We start from the raw sequence: 16,491 nt of genomic DNA, 5'->3' as shown, positions 1-16,491 counted from the left end.
CCCTGACCTGACCGGAGAACACCATGCAACGTAGAAATTTCGTCAAGCTCGGCGGCGCCGCAGCCGCCCTGCAGTGCCTTCCCTCCATCGGCTTCAGCCAGCAGGGCGAGGTCTTCCGCATCGGCTCGCTCACGCCCATCACGGGCGCCGGCAGCCCCTACGGCCCGGGCATGCAGCAGGCCATCCGCCTGGCGGTGGACGAGGTCAACGCCGCGGGTGGCGCAGGCGGGCGCAAGCTGGAACTCTTCACCGAAGACGACCAGACCAAGCCCGACGCGGCCGTGCTGGCCGCCAAGAAGCTGATTGAAGTGAACAAGGTGCAGGCCGTGCTGGGCACCTGGGCTTCGGGCGTGACGCTGGCGGTGATGCCGCTGACCGATGCGGCCGGCATCATCCAGATGAACGTGTCGGGCGCGCCCGCCATCTCCACGCTCGACACCAAGGACCTGGTGTGGCGCTTTCAGGCCACCAACGACCGCTTCGGCGCGGCGTTCGCCGAGATCTGCGCCAAGCGCGGCTTCAAGCGCCCGGCCACCATGGCGTTCAACAACGCATCGGGCCTGGGCAACGTGGAAGGGTTCACCAAGGTTTGGGAAAAGCGCGGCGGCAAGGTGGCGGCGCACGTCACCTACGAACCCAGCCGCCCCAGCTACCGCAGCGAGCTGCAGAAGATCCTGGCGGCCAAGCCCGATGTGATCGTGATGGGCTCGTACCTGCCCGACACCACCATCATCCTGCGCGAATGGTTCCAGTCCGGCGCCGACAACCAATGGGTCATCCCCGGCTGGGCGGCCAATCCCGACCTGGTGAAGGCCCTGGGCGCCGAAGTGTGCGAGGGCATCATCTCGGTGGAGACGGTCTCCAACGAAAAGAGCACCTCGTACGCGCAGTTCGACGCGGCCTTCACCAAGGCCACGGGCAAGGCGGCCTCCACCAACATCTACGCCGCCATGGCCTACGACATGGTGATCTCGCTGGCCCTGGCCATGGAGGCGGCCGGCCCCAAGGCCACGGTGGAGCAGGTCAACGCCAAGCTGCGCGAGGTCTCCAACGCCCCCGGCACGGCCGTCTATTCGTTCGCCGAGGGCAAGGCCCAGCTGGGCAGGAAGGCCAAGGTGAACTACGAGGGCGCCTCCAGCAAGCTCGATTTCGACAAGTACGGCGACGCCACGCCCGACTTCGGCGTGTTCATCATCGAGAAGGGCCAGCTCGTGCGCCGCGACGTGGTGTCCATCACGGTGTGAGCGGGCGCAGCCCGGCAGGCCCCGAGCGGGGGCGACCGGGCTTTTCTTGACAAGGCAGGGTAAGAACGAGATGACGCAATGACCTGGATAGCTTTCGCAAACCTGTTGATCAATGGATTGATCGAAGGCCTGGTGGTGGCGCTGCCCGCACTGGCCATGACCCTGGTGATGGGCGTCAACCGCTTTCCCAACGCGGCCACGGGCGACTTCCTGACCACCGGCGCCTATGCCGCCGTGGCGGTGCAGATGCTGGGCGGCTGGCCGCTTTGGGCCGCGGCGCTGGCGAGCATGGCCGCGACCGCCGTGGTCTCCGCGGGCTCGTACACGCTGATCTTTCGCAAGCTGGCCGGGCGGCCCATGGTGTCGTCGATGCTGGCGGCCATCGGCCTGGGCTTTCTGCTGCGCAGCCTGATCTCGTTCTTCGCCGGGCACGACCAGCGCACGTTCGACCTGCCGCTGGTGCGGGCCTGGAACTTCGGCGGCGTGCGCCTGCTGCCGACCGACGTGGCCATCGCGGGCATCGCCGTGCTGTGCCTGCTGGTGGTGTTCGTGCTCATCTACAAAACGAGCTTCGGGCGCCAGCTGCGCGCCGTGGCCGACAGCGCCGACCTGGCGCGCGCCAGCGGCATCCGCGCGGGCGGGCTCATGCTCAGCCTGTGGGTGCTGGTGGGCGCGCTCTCGGCCATCGGCGGCGTGCTGCTGGGCATGAAGGCCATCGTCAGCCCCGAGATGGGCTGGGAGAGCTTGATTCCCGCCTTCGCCGCCATGGTGCTGGGCGGCATCGGCAGCCCGGTGGGCGCGGTGCTGGGCGCGCTGCTGCTGTGCGTGGCGCAGGAGCTGGCCGTGCCGCTGCTGGGGCCTTCCTACAAGCTGGTGCTGTCGTTCGTGGTGCTGGCGCTGGTGCTGCTGCTGCGCCCGGCCGGCATCATGGGCCGCGTGCAGCTGGTGCGCTGATGCCGAAGGAGCCGAATCCATGATTGCCTACCTTTGCGCCATCGGCGTCATCGCCCTCATCTACTGCCTGCTCGCGCTGGGCCTGAACCTGCAGTTCGGCCTCACGCGGCTGGTGAACTTCGGCGTGGTGGCGTTCTTCGCCGTCGGCGCCTACACCTCGGGCCTGCTGTACCTGCAGGGCGTGCCGCTGGCGCTGTGCTTCGTGGCCGCGGGCGTGCTCTCGGGCCTGCTGGCGCTGCCCATCGGCCTGTTGTCGCTGCGGCTGCGCGACGACTACCTGGCCATCGTCACGCTCGGCTTCTCGGAGGCCGTGCGCATCTCCATCCAGCAGGAAAGCTGGCTCACCAAGGGCGTGCAGGGCCTGCCGGGCCTGCCCAAGCTGTTCGCGGCCTGGGGGCCGGTGTCGGACGTGGCGACGTTCGCCACCTTGCTCGCGCTGGTCGCGCTGGTGTCCTGGGGCACGGTGCGGCTCACGCGCAGCCCCTTCGGGCGGCTGCTGAAAGCCATCGGCGACGATGAGGCCGCGCTGTCGGCGCTGGGCAAGGACCCGGCCTGGTTCAAGGTGCAGGTGTTCATGCTGGGCGCGGCGCTGGCCGGCGTGGCGGGTGCGTTCTACGCGCACTTCATCACCTTCATCACGCCCGAGCAGTTCATTCCGCTCATCACCTTCTACGTGTGGATGGGCCTGGTGATGGGCGGCGCCGGTTCGGTGCGCGGCGCGGTCTTCGGCTCGCTGCTGCTCATGGTGTTCCTGGAGGGCTCGCGCTTCGCCAAGGACTGGGTGCCTGGCGTGTCCGAAGTGGGCATGGCCAGCCTGCGGCTCGCGGCCGTGGGGCTCGCGCTGATCCTGGTCACCCTGTATCGCCCGAGCGGCCTGTTCGGAGGGAAGTCGCAATGATGGCAACGACAGCAGCACCGATGCTGAAAGTGGAGGCCGTGACGCGGCAGTTCGGCGGCTTCAAGGCGGTGGACGGCGTGTCGCTGCAGCTGGCCGAGCAGGAGATCCTGGGCATTGCAGGCACCAACGGCGCGGGCAAGAGCACCCTGTTCGCCGCCATCGCCGGCCAGCAGCCCGCCGATGCCGGGCGCATCACCTTCACCGGCCAGGACATCACCCGCGTGCCGCCGTACCGCCGCGCGCGCATGGGCCTGGTGCGCACCTTCCAGATCCCGCGCGAGTTCAAGAGCCTCACCGTGCACGAGAACCTGCTGGCCGCCGCGGCCAACCCGCAGGGCGAGCGCCTGGTGAACGCGTTCTTCCAGACGCGCAGCCTGCGCGAGCACGAAGCGCAGCTGGCGGCCAAGGCCGACGGCATCCTCCAGTTCCTGAACCTCGCGCGTGTGCGCGATGTCAAGGCGGGCGGCCTGTCGGGCGGGCAGAAGAAGCTGGTGGAGCTGGGCCGCGTGCTCATGCTGGACCCGCGCTGCATCCTGCTGGACGAGCCTTTCGCGGGCGTGAACCCGGTGCTGATCGAGGAAATCTGCGACCGCGTGCGCGAGCTGCACGGCCAGGGCATCGCCTTCATCGTGATCGAGCACCACCTGCAGGCGCTCAAGGCGCTGTCCCACCGCATGATCGTGATGGACCGCGGGCGCATCCTCGCCGAGGGCGATCCGCACACCGTGCTGGACGACCCGCGGGTGCAAGAGGCCTACATGGGAGGGGTGGTATGACCAGCGCTTTGCACAACGGCAGCGGCAGCGGCAACCTGCTGCAGATCGGGCAGCTGCGCGGCGGCTATTCGGACGTGGACATCATCCACGGCATCGACCTGGCCGTCGCGCCGGGCGAGATCGTCACCATCGCCGGCACCAACGGTGCGGGCAAGTCCACGCTGGTGAAGGCGCTGCTGGGCCTGCTGCCGCGCGTGGCGGGCAGCATCCACCTGGGCGGGCGCGACATCACGCGGCTGTCGGCCGAAGACCGGTTCGATGCCGGCCTGGCCTACGTGCCCCAGGTGGCCAACGTGTTCCCCTCGCTCACCGTGCGCGAGAACCTGCTGGTGGTGCGCGGCGTGCCGCACGTCAAGCGCCGCATGGATGCGGTGCTGGCGGATTTTCCCGCCCTGGTCGAGCGCCTGCCACAGCCGGCCAGCAACCTCTCGGGCGGCGAGCGCCAGCAGCTGGCCTTCGCCCGCGCGCTGATGCCCTCGCCGCGCATCATGGTGCTGGACGAGCCCACGGCGGCGCTGGCGCCCTCGCTGGTCGGCAAGGTGTTCGACATGGTGCGCACGCTGCCCGCCGCCGGCGTGGCGGTGCTGATGGTGGAGCAGCGCGCGCGCCAGGCGCTGCAGATCAGCCAACAGGGCTACATCCTCGACCAGGGGCGCTGCGTGCTGCAGGGCCCGGCTGACGGGCTGTTGGCCGACGAGCGCATGGCGCAGCTGTACCTGGGCAACCACTGATGGCGAGTAAAGGCGCGCCCGCTGCGGTTGGTTGCTCCTTTTTTGATAGCTGTATGCCCTGGTATCGATTGCGCTGGAGGGCGATTCGGCTTGAAATCGGTGGGCCACACGGCCTGCCCGCCGGCGCAGGCGGCCGCTTCCGGTCAGCGCAGCACCAGCACGGGGATGTGCGAGTGCGTCAGCACGTGCTGCGTCTCGCTGCCCAGCAGCAGCCGCTGCAGGCCTTTGCGCCCGTGCGAGGCCATCACGATCAGGTCGCATTGGTGCTTTCGGGCGGCGGCGATCACTGCCTCGGCGACGAGGTCGGACTTGCTCACCACCGCCTTCACCGCCACCCCCTGGGCGCTGCCCAGCGCCTTGATGCCGTCCACCAGTGCCTTGGCGGATGCGGTCCACTGCGCCTCGATGCGCTTGGCATCGCCCGTGTCCACGATGGAGCCGCCCTCGAAGTAGCTGCGCGGATAGCGCGGCACCACCTTGAGCACGACCACAGCGGCGCCGCTCAGCGCCGCCAGCGCGAGGCCGTGGTCCACGGCCTTGCCGGAGAGTTCGGAGCCATCGGTGGCGATCAGGATGCGTTGGTACATGGAAGACTCCTGAAGTGGACGGAGGACGCCAGCTTACGAAGCCTGGGCAAGGGCAGGCTTGATCCAGGTCAATGTGCGGACGGGGCAGGGGGCATAGCCTTGGGTCCATGCTTTCCCATCGCTTCGAGCCGCCTCCCGACCGTCCCGACCTGACTGCGGGAACGCCGGCCCCGGACGCTCCGTGCGCCGAGCGTGCCTTGCTGCTGGACGACCCGCAGGAGTGGGCGTCGTTCGGCCGCGCCCGTCTGCCTGCGGGTGCTGGCGCCGACGCTGACGCCACCGCGCAGACCTGGGAATCGCACATGGTGCTGGAAGGCATGCACTGCGCCGCCTGCGCCCTGACCATCGAAGACGTCCTGCGCGCCGTGCCCGGTGTGGCGCAGGCCGATGTGAGCGCGGCCACCCGGCGCGCGCGCGTCGTGTGGAATGCCGCCCACGTGCGGCCCTCGCAGTGGATCGCGGCGGTGCGGCGCGCGGGCTACCGGGCCCTGCCGGCCATGGACGCCTTCGCGCGGGCGCAACGCCAAGGCGAGCATCGCCGCGCGCTGTGGCGCTGGCTGGTGGCCGGCTTTTGCATGATGCAGGTGATGATGTACGCGTGGCCCGCCTACGTGGCGCAGCCGGGCGACCTCACGGCCGAGATGGAGCAGCTGCTGCGCTGGGCCTCGTGGGTCATCACCTTGCCGGTGGTCATCTTCGCCTGCGGGCCGTTCTTTGCGAACGCGCTGCGCGACGTGCGCCTGCGCCGGGTGAGCATGGACCTGCCCGTGGCGCTGGGCATGGCCATCACCTTCGGGGTGAGCACGGCGGGCACCTTCGATCCCAGCGGAATCTTCGGGCGCGAGGTGTTCTACGACTCGCTGACCATGTTCGTGTTCTTTTTGCTCACCGGCCGCTGGCTGGAGCTGCGGCTGCGCGACCGCACGGCCGGCGCGCTGGAGGCGGTGATGAACCGCCTGCCCGACAGCGTGGAGCGCCTGCAGGCCGATGGCGCCTTCGTGCGCGTGGCCGTGCGGCGCCTGGCCGTGGGCGACACGGTGCGCGTGCTGCCGGGCGAGGCCTTCCCGGCCGATGGGCGCATCACGCGGGGCGACACGCTCGCCGACGAGGCCCTGCTCACGGGCGAGTCCACGCCCGTGGCACGGCCCGAGGGCAGCGCCGTGACCGCTGGCAGCTACAACCTGCAGTCGGCCGTGCAAGTGAAGGTGGAGCGGGTGGGGGCCGACACGCGCTTCGCCCAGATCGTGGCGCTGATGGAAAGCGCCTCGCTGCAAAAGCCGCGACTGGCGCAGTTGGCGGACCGCATCGCGCGGCCGTTCCTCATCGCCGTGCTGGCGGCCGCCGCGCTGGCCGCCGCGTGGTGGTGGCCCACCGACCCGGGCCATGCGCTCATGGTGGCGGTGGCGGTGCTCATCGTCACCTGCCCGTGCGCGCTGTCGCTCGCCACGCCCGTGGCCATGCTGACCGCGGCGGGCACGCTGGCGCGCCAGGGCGTGCTGGTGCGCCACCTGCAGGCGCTGGAGGCCCTGGCGGGGGTGGACACCGTGGTGTTCGACAAGACCGGCACCCTCACGCGGGACGGCATGGCCGTGCGCGGCGTGCACCCGGCGCCAGGCCAGGAACGGGCCGATGCCCTCGCACTGGCCGCGGCCGTGGCTCGCCATTCGGTGCACCCGGTGTCGCGGGCGCTGGTGGCTGCGGCATCGCGCGAGGGGCTGCCCGCCGCCTCGCGCTGGCACGTGCTGGAAGTGCACGAACTGGCCGGGCAGGGCCTGGTGGCGCGTTTGCGGGAGGCGGGCGAGGGCGCGGATGGCGCCGCCGATGCGCGAGGCCGGCTGGCCCTGGGCGAGCGCACCGTGCGCCTGGGCTCCGTGCGCCATGCGGGCGCCGGCGGCCCGGCCGGTGACGGGGCCGGGGGCAGCGCCACGGGGCAGCAGGTGCTGCTGTCCGAGCAGCGCAGCGACGGCACGCGCGTGGAACTGGCCCGGTTCGACTGGAGCGAAGACCTGCGCCCCGAAGCGCCCCGCGCGGTGCGCCGCCTGCGCGATGCGGGCGTGGCCGTGCAGTTGCTCTCCGGCGACCGGCCCGGCGCGGTGCGGCGCATCGCCGCGCAGGTGGGCATCGAGCGGGCGCAGGGCGACTGCACGCCGCAGGACAAGCTCGCGCTGCTGCAGGCCGAGCAGTTGCGCGGTCACCGCGTGGCCATGGTGGGCGACGGGCTCAACGACGGGCCGGTGCTGGCGGGCGCCCATGTGTCGTTCGCCTTCGGCCGCGCCGCGCCGCTGGCGCAGTCGCGCGCGGATTTCGTGGTGATGGGCGGCGACCTGGAACAGGTGGTGCAGACGCTGCTGCTGGCCCGCCGCACCCTGCGCGTGGTGCGGCAGAACCTGTGGTGGGCCGCGCTCTACAACGCGCTGTGCGTGCCGCTGGCCGTCGTGGGCTGGATGCCGGCGTGGCTCGCCGGGCTGGGCATGGCGCTCAGTTCGCTGCTGGTGGTCGCGAATGCGGCGCGGCTGGCAGCCGGTACCGGCTCCCCGCACGCTCCCGCTGCGGCACCAGCCGCCCACAGCGACGTGCCGCTGCCGGAAGGTGTGTGATGGACATCCTCTACCTGCTCATTCCCCTGTCCGTCGTGCTGGTGCTGCTGGTTTTGATGGGTCTGGGCTGGGCGGTGTCCCGGGGCCAGTTCGAGGATGTGGAGCAGGAGGGCGAGCGCATCCTGCGAGATGAATGACCGGAGCGCCAAGCCAAACCGTCCCGGCATTCAACGCCCGCCGCGTCACGCAGCGGCTGACGGGCCCCTATGGCAGACCAACCGCTGCTGCCGCCACCCGTCGCCCGCGTGACAAACGCGCGGGAAAACCCGCACAGGGGTAGCGCGAGCCGTGCCTAGACTGGCGCCGCCAATGCAGTCGTCATTGCTCCCCCACCAAGAGAGACACAACCATGCAGCCGATCCGTTTTTTGATTCCTTCCCGCACGGCTGCCATCGGCGCCGTCAGTGCGTTGCTGCTCTCGGCTTGCGGTGGTGGCGGGGGCCTCGCGCCAGAGGAAACCCGTGTGCAAGACACCCGCACCAGTTTTGCCGTGGCCACCGCCAGCCTGCCTTTCGCGGCCATGGATGGCACCACGGTGCAGACCGACCGCTGGAGCGGCACGAATGCCGGCGCGGGCTACCGTGTAGAGGTTCCGAAAAACTGGAACGGCATTCTGGTGATGTACGCCCACGGCTATGCGGGCGAAGGCAATGCGCTGACCGTGTCCAACCCGGCTTTCCGGCGCTACCTGATCGAGAACGGCTACGCCTGGGCGGCATCCAGCTACACCAAGAATTTTTATGACGTGCGCGTGGGCGTGGAAGACACCAATGCGCTGGCCAATGCGTTTGTGGCGATTGCTGCCGCCAACGGCCGTGTGCTGTCAGAGCCTGCCCGCACCTATGTCACCGGTATCTCGATGGGCGGCCACATCGCCGCCGCCGCCATCGAGGAAGAGGCGCAGCAAACGGCGGTCCACAAGCGGCGCTACCAGGGCGCCCTGCCGATGTGCGCCGTGCTGGGCGATCTGTCGCTGTACAACTATTTCGGTGCCTACCAGTTGGCGGCGCAGAAGCTGGCCGGTGTGCCCGCTGTGGCCGCACCCACCACCGACTGGGCCGCGCTCGCTCCGCGCGTGCGCGACGCCATGTTCGGCAGCCAGACATCGTTTGCGCCGGTGACGCCGCAAGGGCAGAAGCTCAAAGACATCGTCATGAACCTGACCGGCGGGCCGCGGCCGATCTTCGAGCAAGGCTTTGCCAATGCTCCGCTGCAAAACACCGTGTGGGGCACCTTCGGACGCGACGGCACCCTCAACGGCATACTGAACAAGCAGGGAATCGACACCACCGGTACGGTCTACCGGTTCAACGCCAGCGCGGCAGAGGTGGCAGACTTCAACGCCACCATCGCGAAGTGGGTGCCGGCACCCGACGCCAACCGACTGCGCACCGATGGCCTGCGCTGGGTGCCACAGGTCAATGGCCAGTTCCGTATCCCGGTGGTCACCCTGCATACGCTGGGCGACATGTACGTGCCCTTCCACATGGAGCAGGTTTACCGCGACCGCGCCGAGGCCAACGGCAATGGCCAGTGGCTGGTGCAGCGCGCCGTTCGTGCCCCCAGCCACTGCGATTTCACCGTGGCCGAGCAGTCTGAAGCATTCAAGGCGATGGCCGACTGGGTAGAGAAAGGCACCAAGCCCGCGGGTGACGACGTGAAAACGCCCGCCACCGTCGCTGACGCACGTTATGGCTGCACCCATACCCGCAACGCAGGTGGGCGCGACGACAGTGCTGCAACCGTGGCTTCCCGCGCAACCCTGCCCGGGTGCAACGGCAGTTGATCTGGCGTCGACTTGAATGCATGGCTAAACCCCGTGGGGCGGACCTTCTGGCACCGCCTCATAGTCGTCCCCTCTGCCGATCAACCAGCCCAAGGGCAACTTTCCTTCGCTCCCTAATCGGGACTGCGCCAACAGGAATCGCGGGTGTTTCAGGTCAGTGTCTACCAAGGTGCGTAGGCTCCCTTGGCTCGGCGCAGAAAGCGAGTCTCGTCTGGGTGGTCGGTGTAGCTGCGAAGCAGTGACGTCCCTGTTGAACGACCAGTGAGGCCCGCCGTCCAGAATTTGGTCCTGGAAGGATGCAGAACCGCTCGTACACGCGGGTCTGGATCGCCTTGTTCATTCACGACACAGGCGTTGCGCTTCAGGTTCGAATCCGCCCGGTGACCACGGCGTGACTCCTGATTTCTTGGTAGAGATCCATTGGCGATTCTCTGGTGGTTGCTGACTCATGCCAACCCTGTACGGACAGCCGTGCTGCCAGTGGTCAGCCTGATGCCCTGTGACCCCGGCTGGATTCATCGCAACGGTTGACATGCGTCAATGCCCCCAACGGGTATCCGGAAGAAACTTTCCGTGCAATCAAAGAGGTGCACGATGGAATCTCCAAAAACCGCTGCCGCGCATTACGACGACACCGTCGTGCGGCAGTTTTCGATCATGGCCGTGGTGTGGGGGGTGGTGGGCATGCTGGTCGGCGTCTTCATCGCCGCCCAGCTGGCCTGGCCGGAACTCAACTTCGGCATTCCCTGGCTCAGCTACGGCCGTCTGCGGCCGCTGCACACCAACGCGGTGATCTTCGCCTTCGGCGGCTGCGCGCTGTTCGCCACCAGCTACTACGTGGCGCAGCGCACCTGCCAGGTGCGCCTGTTCGCGGGGCCGCTGGCGTCGTTCACGTTCTGGGGCTGGCAGCTCGTCATCGTGGCGGCGGCCATCAGCCTGCCGCTGGGCTACACCACCGGCAAGGAATACGCCGAACTGGAATGGCCCATCGACATCCTGATCACGCTGGTGTGGGTGTCGTATGCCATCGTGTTCTTCGGCACCATCGGCCGACGCAAGGTGCGCCACATCTACGTGGCCAACTGGTTCTTCGGCGCGTTCATCCTGGCGGTGGCGCTGCTGCACCTGGTCAACAGCGCCGAAGTGCCTGCCGGCTGGATGAAGAGCTACTCGGCCTATGCCGGCGTGCAGGACGCGATGGTGCAGTGGTGGTACGGCCACAACGCGGTGGGCTTCTTCCTCACCGCGGGCTTCCTCGGGATGATGTATTACTTCATCCCCAAGCAGGCCGGCCGCCCGGTGTACAGCTACCGCCTGTCGATCGTGCACTTCTGGGCGCTGATCTTCACCTACATGTGGGCGGGCCCCCACCACCTGCACTACACCGCGCTGCCGGACTGGACGCAATCGGTGGGCATGGTGTTCTCGCTGATCCTGCTGGCCCCCAGCTGGGGCGGGATGATCAACGGCGTGATGACGCTGTCGGGCGCCTGGCACAAGCTGCGCGACGACCCCATCCTGCGCTTCCTGATCGTGTCGCTGTCGTTCTACGGCATGGCCACGTTCGAGGGCCCGATGATGTCCATCAAGACCGTCAACGCGCTCAGCCACTACACCGACTGGACCGTGGGCCACGTGCATGCCGGCGCCCTGGGCTGGGTAGGCCTGATCACCATGGGCTCGCTGTACTACCTGATCCCGCGTCTGTTCGGCCGGGAAAAGATGCACTCGGTGCCCGCTATCGAGCTGCACTTCTGGATGTCCACCATCGGCATCGTGCTGTACATCGCCGCGATGTGGATCGCCGGCGTCATGCAGGGCCTGATGTGGCGCGCGGTCAATGCCGACGGCACGCTCACCTATACCTTCGTCGAAAGCGTGAAGGCCACCTATCCGTTCTACGTGGTCCGCTTCGCCGGCGGCCTGCTGTACCTGGGCGGCATGCTGGTGATGGCCTGGAACGTATGGGCCACCGCCATCTCGGGCCGCTCGGTCAAGGTGTCGATCCCCGCCGTGAACACGGCCCATGCCTGAGCCCCGAGGAGCCCATTCCATGTCCGAACACAACTCCAAATCGGCCGGCTTCTCGCACGAGAAGATCGAGACCAACAACTTCCTGATGATCGTGCTGATCGTGCTGGTGGTCGCCATCGGCGGCTTGGCCGAGATCGTGCCGCTGTTCTTCCAGAAGTCCACCACCGAGCCCGTGACGGGCGTGCAGCCCTACACCGCGGTGCAGCTGCTGGGCCGCGACATCTACCTGCGCGAGGGTTGCTACAACTGCCACTCGCAGATGATCCGCCCCTTCCGCGCCGAGACGCTGCGCTACGGCCACTACTCGGTGGCCGGCGAGTTCGTGTACGACCACCCCTTCCAGTGGGGCAGCAAGCGCACCGGCCCCGACCTGCACCGCGTGGGCGGCAAGTACAGCGACGAGTGGCACCGCATCCACCTGAACAACCCGCGCGACGTGGTGCCCGAATCCAACATGCCCGCCTACAGCTGGCTGGAGAAGACGCCCGTCGATCCCGCCGTGGCCGCGCCGCGCATGAAGGCGCTGCGCACGGTGGGCGTGCCCTACACCGACGAGCAGATCGCCGCCGCGTCCGAGGAGGTCAAGGGCAAGACCGAGATGGACGTGCTCGTGGCCTACCTGCAGGTCATGGGCCGCGCCCTCAAGTAACGAACCCCAAGGAGCTGGTCATGGACATCACCACTGTGCGCATCGTCGCCACGCTGGCATCGCTGGCGTGCTTCCTCGGCATCCTGGTCTGGGCGTTCTCGCGCCGCAACCGGGCCCGGTTCGAGGAGGCCGCGCGCCTGCCCTTCGAGCAAGACTGATCCGCAAAAAACAATGAGAACGACATGAGTGACTTCACCCACAATTTCTGGTCGGTGTACGTGGCGGGGCTGACCGTGGTCGGCATCCTGGGCTGCCTGCTGCTGCTCTGGATCACGGCCCGCAAGAAGGTCGCGCCCAGCACCGACAACACCACGGGCCACGTCTGGGACGAGGACCTGCGGGAGATGGACAACCCCATGCCGCGCTGGTGGATGTGGCTGTTCGTGCTCACCATCGTCTTCGGCTTCGGTTACCTGGCCGTCTATCCGGGCCTGGGCCGATTTGCCGGCCAGTTCGGCTGGACGCAGGCCGGCGAGTACGAGGCCGAGATGGCCAAGGCCCGCACCGAGCTCGCGCCGCTGTACGCCCGCTTCGCCGCGATGAAGACCGAGGAGATGGCCGCCAACCCCGAGGCCATGGCCATCGGCGAGCGCCTGTTCATGAACAACTGCGCGCAGTGCCACGGCTCGGACGCACGGGGCAGCAAGGGCTTTCCCAACCTGGCCGACAACGACTGGCTGCACGGCGGCGCGCCGGAGAACATCCGCGAGACGCTGGAGAAGGGCCGCATGGGCACCATGCCGCCCATGGCCGCGGCCGTGGGTTCGCCGGAGGACATCCGCAACCTCGCGCACTATGTGCTGAGCCTGTCGGGCAGCCCGCACGACTCGCTGCGCGCCTCGCTGGGCAAGTCCAAGTTCACCGCCTGCGCGGCCTGCCACGGCATGGACGGCAAGGGCAACACGGCCCTGGGCGCGCCCAACCTGACCGACGACGTCTGGCTGCACGGCTGGGGCGAGGCGGCCATCACCGCCATGGTCAACCACGGCAAGGTCAACGTGATGCCGGCCCAGGCCGACAAGCTGACCGAGGCGCAGATCGGCGTGCTCACCGCCTACGTATGGGGTCTGTCCCACCGCGCGAACGCGGTGCGCTGACGGCGCCGATGCCACCGGGGAACGCGATCCGGGCCTGTCCCTCGGCGCGCCCTGGCCGGCGGCGCAGCCGCTGACGCGTTCCCTTGCCGGCCCACCCTTTCGAGAACTGCCATGAAGCCACCCAGCGGGCCTGCCCGCAAGGTCATTCCCATCACCCCGGTCGCGCCTGGCGCTGCCGATGCGGCCGCTGAGATGGTGTCGCTGTACGAGGCGCAAAAGAAGATCTACCCGCGCTCCATCCGCGGCGTGTTCGCCCGCTGGCGCTGGGCCATGGTGGCCCTCACGCAGCTCGTGTTCTATGCGCTGCCCTGGCTGCAGTGGGGCGAGCGGCAGATGGTGCTGTTCGACCTGGGGGCTCGGCGCTTTTACCTGTTCGGGCTGGTGCTGTACCCGCAGGATTTCATCTACCTCACGGGCCTGCTCATCGTCAGCGCGATGTCGCTGTTCCTGTTCACCGCGGTGGCGGGGCGCCTGTGGTGCGGCTTCGCCTGCCCGCAGACGGTGTACACCGAGATCTTCATGTGGATCGAGCACCGGGTGGAGGGCGACCGCAGCGCCCGCCTGCGCCTGGATGCCGGGGGCTGGACCTTCGAGAAGGTGCGCAAGAAGGCGCTCAAGCAGTTCCTCTGGATCGCGGTGGCGCTGTGGACGGGCTTCACCTTCGTGGGCTACTTCGTGCCCATCCGCGAGCTGTCGGGCGAGCTGCTGGCGATGCAGGGCGGCTGGCAGATCTTCTGGGTGCTGTTCTACGGCTTCGCCACGTACGGCAATGCCGGCTTCATGCGCGAGCAGGTGTGCAAGTACATGTGCCCCTATGCCCGGTTCCAGAGCGCCATGTTCGACCGCGACACGCTCATCGTCACCTACGACGACGCGCGCGGCGAGCCGCGCGGTCCCCGCACCAAGACGGTGGATTACAAGGCGCGGGGCCTGGGCGACTGCATCGACTGCACGCTGTGCGTGCAGGTGTGCCCGGTGGGCATCGACATCCGCAACGGCCTGCAATACGAGTGCATCGGCTGTGGGCTGTGCGTGGACGCCTGCAACACCGTGATGGACAAGATGCACTACCCGCGGGGGCTGATCCGCTTTTCCACGCAGAACGGCGTGGCGGCCCGCTGGGGCCGGGCGCAGATGCTGCGCCGCGTGCTGCGCCCCCGCGTGCTGGTCTACACCGCGGTGCTGGTGGCCCTGTGCGTGGGGCTGCTGTCCAGCCTGGTGCTGCGCACGCCGCTCAAGGTGGACGTGGTGCGCGACCGCGCCGCGCTCTCACGCATCGTGGCCGGCGGGCAGCTGGAGAACATCTACCGCCTGCAGATCATGAACGCCACCGAGTCCGGCCAGCGCTACCGCATCGGCGCGAGCGGGCTGCAGGGGCTGCGCGTGGCGTCCGACGCCGAGGTGGAGATCGGCGCGGCCGAGTCCCGCTGGGTGGCCGTGCGCCTTCAGATCCCCTACGGCTCCGCGCCGCCCGGATCGCATGCCGTGCAGTTCGACGTGCAGGCGCTGGGCTCGGGCGGCCATGTCGCCGAGAAGTCGGTGTTCCTGGTGCCGCGATGAGCGCCGCAGGCCCCACCGTCACCGTTTCAGGCGCCAGACCGCTGGTCCGACCGCCTTTCTTCTTTTCCTGTCAGGAGTGAACACCATGCCATCCCCTATCGCCGCCGCACCGGCTCCCCTTCCTTCGGCCGCTCCCTGGTGGAAGTTCGGCTTCGTCTGGATGGTCATTGCCGGGCCGGCCATCGTGGTCGTGGCGGGCTTCACCACGCTGTGGGTGACGGTCGTGCGCCCCGACCCGGTGGTGGCCGAGGACTACTACCGCCAGGGCATCGAGATCAACAAGACGCTGCAGGGCGCGCCGAACAGCCTGGCCCCGGCCATGAAGGCGCGCAACCATGCGGCCACCCCCGTGCAGGACCAGCCGCGCTGAAAGCGGCCTGTTCGCACCACCCCCCGAAACGAGGAGACAAGCGCAATGTGGACCCAACGCCTCATGTGGATTGCATGGCCCGCCTTCCTGATGGCGGGCGTGCTGGAAATGCTGGTCTTTGCCCTGGTGGACCCACAGGACATGCACTGGTTCGGCCAGCCCCTGGCGCTCTCGCGCGAGGGGGTCTACACCATCGCCTTCTTCGCTTTCTGGCTGGTGACGATGGCGTCGAGCGCGCTCACCACGCTGCTGGCCATGTCGCCGTTCGAGCTGAACCGCTGCCCCGTGCCCGTGACCGACCGGCCCGCCGACTGCGCGCGCCACCACCCGGGCGCATGAAATGCCAGCGCCGGTGCCGCAGGCCGGCCGCTCAGTGGCAGTTCTGCGAGTTCACGATGCGCTTGAGCGCCGCTGTCTCCAAGATGCGCACGTGGCGCTGCTTGACCTCGACGATGCCGTCCTCGACGAACTTCGAAAAGGTGCGGCTCACCGTCTCCAGCTTGAGGCCGAGGTAGCTGCCGATTTCCTCGCGCGTCATGCGCAGCACGAGTTCGGACTGCGAGAAGCCCCGCGCATGCAGGCGCTGCACCAGGTTGAGCAGGAAGGCCGCCAGGCGCTCTTCCGCCCGCATGCTGCCCAGGAGCAGCATCACGCCGTGCTCGCGCACGATCTCGCGGCTCATGATCTTGTGCACGTGGTGCTGCAGCGCCGTGACCTCGCGCGACAGCTCCTCGATGCGGTCGAAGGGCATGACGCAGACCTCGGCATCTTCCAGCGCGACGGCGTCGCAGGTGTGGTGGTCGCTGACGATGCCGTCCAGGCCGATGATCTCGCCGGCCATCTGGAAGCCCGTGACCTGATCGCGGCCGTCTTCGGTGGCCACGCAGGTCTTGAAGAAGCCGGTGCGGATGGCGAACAGCGAGCTGAAGGGCTCGCCGTTGCGAAACAGGGTGGCTCCCCGCTTGACCTTGCGGCGCACGGCCACGATGTCGTCGATCCGCTGCAGTTGCAGATCGTTCAGGCCCAGCGGCATGCACAGCTCGCGAAGGTTGCAGTTCGAGCATGCCACTTTGATGGTTTGCGGATTCATGGGCAAAGGCCTTTTCGGTGAGGGGAGGACGGGCGGCCGGCAGGGTGGAAAGCCCCGGGCGAACGCAAGGCGCCTGTCATGGATCAATTGTGGCAGCGTGCGCCTGCAGAACCCTTGA

At 68.3% G+C, this 16,491-nt stretch carries 17 protein-coding genes; 15 read left to right on the top strand and 2 right to left on the bottom strand.

Annotated elements, in window-relative coordinates; all coding sequences use genetic code 11:
- The first annotated feature begins 23 nt into the window (after positions 1 to 23).
- From AVKW3434_RS17100 to AVKW3434_RS17080, 5 genes are all read left to right on the top strand, one after another.
- A complete protein-coding gene (locus tag AVKW3434_RS17100; protein ID WP_284406794.1) occupies positions 24 to 1,244 on the top strand; it encodes an ABC transporter substrate-binding protein in 1,221 nt (406 codons plus the stop codon).
- Between the two features lie 78 nt (positions 1,245 to 1,322).
- Entirely contained in the window at positions 1,323 to 2,198 is an 876-nt protein-coding gene (locus AVKW3434_RS17095; RefSeq protein ID WP_272564160.1) for a branched-chain amino acid ABC transporter permease, read from the top strand.
- A gap of 19 nt (positions 2,199 to 2,217) precedes the next feature.
- Positions 2,218 to 3,096: a branched-chain amino acid ABC transporter permease gene (locus AVKW3434_RS17090; protein ID WP_284406793.1), complete on the top strand. Its 879-nt coding sequence runs from the start codon at positions 2,218 to 2,220 to the stop codon at positions 3,094 to 3,096.
- A 20-nt stretch (positions 3,097 to 3,116) separates the two neighbouring features.
- On the top strand, positions 3,117 to 3,872 hold the full coding sequence (locus AVKW3434_RS17085; protein WP_284406792.1) for an ABC transporter ATP-binding protein: 756 nt from the start codon (positions 3,117 to 3,119) through the stop codon (positions 3,870 to 3,872).
- A complete protein-coding gene (locus AVKW3434_RS17080) occupies positions 3,869 to 4,603 on the top strand; it encodes an ABC transporter ATP-binding protein (RefSeq protein WP_284406791.1) in 735 nt (244 codons plus the stop codon). Before AVKW3434_RS17085 ends, AVKW3434_RS17080 begins: the two co-directional genes overlap by 4 nt.
- 143 nt (positions 4,604 to 4,746) lie before the next feature.
- On the opposite strand, the gene AVKW3434_RS17075 is transcribed toward AVKW3434_RS17080, so the two are convergent.
- Entirely contained in the window at positions 4,747 to 5,190 is a 444-nt protein-coding gene (locus tag AVKW3434_RS17075; RefSeq protein ID WP_284406790.1) for a universal stress protein, read from the bottom strand.
- A gap of 107 nt (positions 5,191 to 5,297) precedes the next feature.
- On the opposite strand from AVKW3434_RS17075, the gene AVKW3434_RS17070 reads away from it, so the two are divergent.
- The 10 genes from AVKW3434_RS17070 to AVKW3434_RS17025 all read left to right on the top strand — a co-directional run bounded on the left by AVKW3434_RS17070 (position 5,298) and on the right by AVKW3434_RS17025 (position 15,622).
- Positions 5,298 to 7,787 carry a heavy metal translocating P-type ATPase gene (locus tag AVKW3434_RS17070; RefSeq protein ID WP_284406789.1) on the top strand — a complete coding sequence of 830 codons (2,490 nt, stop codon included), beginning with the start codon at positions 5,298 to 5,300 and terminating at the stop codon, positions 7,785 to 7,787.
- The gene (ccoS, locus tag AVKW3434_RS17065) at positions 7,787 to 7,924 is read left to right on the top strand and encodes a cbb3-type cytochrome oxidase assembly protein CcoS (RefSeq protein WP_272564155.1); all 138 of its coding nucleotides are present in this window, start codon (positions 7,787 to 7,789) and stop codon (positions 7,922 to 7,924) included. The genes AVKW3434_RS17070 and ccoS overlap by 1 nt, the downstream gene beginning before the upstream one ends.
- Before the next feature lie 212 nt (positions 7,925 to 8,136).
- The gene (locus AVKW3434_RS17060) at positions 8,137 to 9,573 is read left to right on the top strand and encodes an alpha/beta hydrolase (protein ID WP_284406788.1); all 1,437 of its coding nucleotides are present in this window, start codon (positions 8,137 to 8,139) and stop codon (positions 9,571 to 9,573) included.
- A gap of 594 nt (positions 9,574 to 10,167) precedes the next feature.
- A complete protein-coding gene (gene ccoN, locus AVKW3434_RS17055) occupies positions 10,168 to 11,607 on the top strand; it encodes a cytochrome-c oxidase, cbb3-type subunit I (RefSeq protein WP_284406787.1) in 1,440 nt (479 codons plus the stop codon).
- 19 nt (positions 11,608 to 11,626) lie between these two features.
- Entirely contained in the window at positions 11,627 to 12,256 is a 630-nt protein-coding gene (gene ccoO, locus AVKW3434_RS17050; RefSeq protein WP_284406786.1) for a cytochrome-c oxidase, cbb3-type subunit II, read from the top strand.
- A gap of 20 nt (positions 12,257 to 12,276) precedes the next feature.
- Positions 12,277 to 12,414 (top strand): cbb3-type cytochrome oxidase subunit 3, encoded by a 138-nt coding sequence (locus tag AVKW3434_RS17045; protein WP_272548310.1) that lies wholly within the window; start codon positions 12,277 to 12,279, stop codon positions 12,412 to 12,414.
- 24 nt (positions 12,415 to 12,438) lie between these two features.
- Positions 12,439 to 13,353 carry a cytochrome-c oxidase, cbb3-type subunit III gene (ccoP, locus tag AVKW3434_RS17040; RefSeq protein WP_272564151.1) on the top strand — a complete coding sequence of 305 codons (915 nt, stop codon included), beginning with the start codon at positions 12,439 to 12,441 and terminating at the stop codon, positions 13,351 to 13,353.
- Between the two features lie 111 nt (positions 13,354 to 13,464).
- Positions 13,465 to 14,913: a cytochrome c oxidase accessory protein CcoG gene (gene ccoG, locus AVKW3434_RS17035; protein WP_284406785.1), complete on the top strand. Its 1,449-nt coding sequence runs from the start codon at positions 13,465 to 13,467 to the stop codon at positions 14,911 to 14,913.
- A gap of 85 nt (positions 14,914 to 14,998) precedes the next feature.
- The gene (locus AVKW3434_RS17030) at positions 14,999 to 15,283 is read left to right on the top strand and encodes a FixH family protein (RefSeq protein WP_284406784.1); all 285 of its coding nucleotides are present in this window, start codon (positions 14,999 to 15,001) and stop codon (positions 15,281 to 15,283) included.
- 45 nt (positions 15,284 to 15,328) lie between these two features.
- Positions 15,329 to 15,622, top strand: a complete 294-nt coding sequence (locus AVKW3434_RS17025; protein WP_272548306.1) for a hypothetical protein — start codon at positions 15,329 to 15,331, stop codon at positions 15,620 to 15,622.
- Between the two features lie 31 nt (positions 15,623 to 15,653).
- On the opposite strand, the gene fnr is transcribed toward AVKW3434_RS17025, so the two are convergent.
- The gene (gene fnr, locus AVKW3434_RS17020) at positions 15,654 to 16,373 is read right to left on the bottom strand and encodes a fumarate/nitrate reduction transcriptional regulator Fnr (protein WP_284406783.1); all 720 of its coding nucleotides are present in this window, start codon (positions 16,371 to 16,373) and stop codon (positions 15,654 to 15,656) included.
- Positions 16,374 to 16,491: the final 118 nt, after the last annotated feature.

This window comes from Acidovorax sp. SUPP3434 (genome assembly GCF_030159015.1).
In the GTDB taxonomy this organism is placed as follows: Bacteria; Pseudomonadota; Gammaproteobacteria; order Burkholderiales; family Burkholderiaceae_C; genus Paracidovorax.
This window is presented reverse-complemented; position numbering and strand designations above follow the sequence as displayed.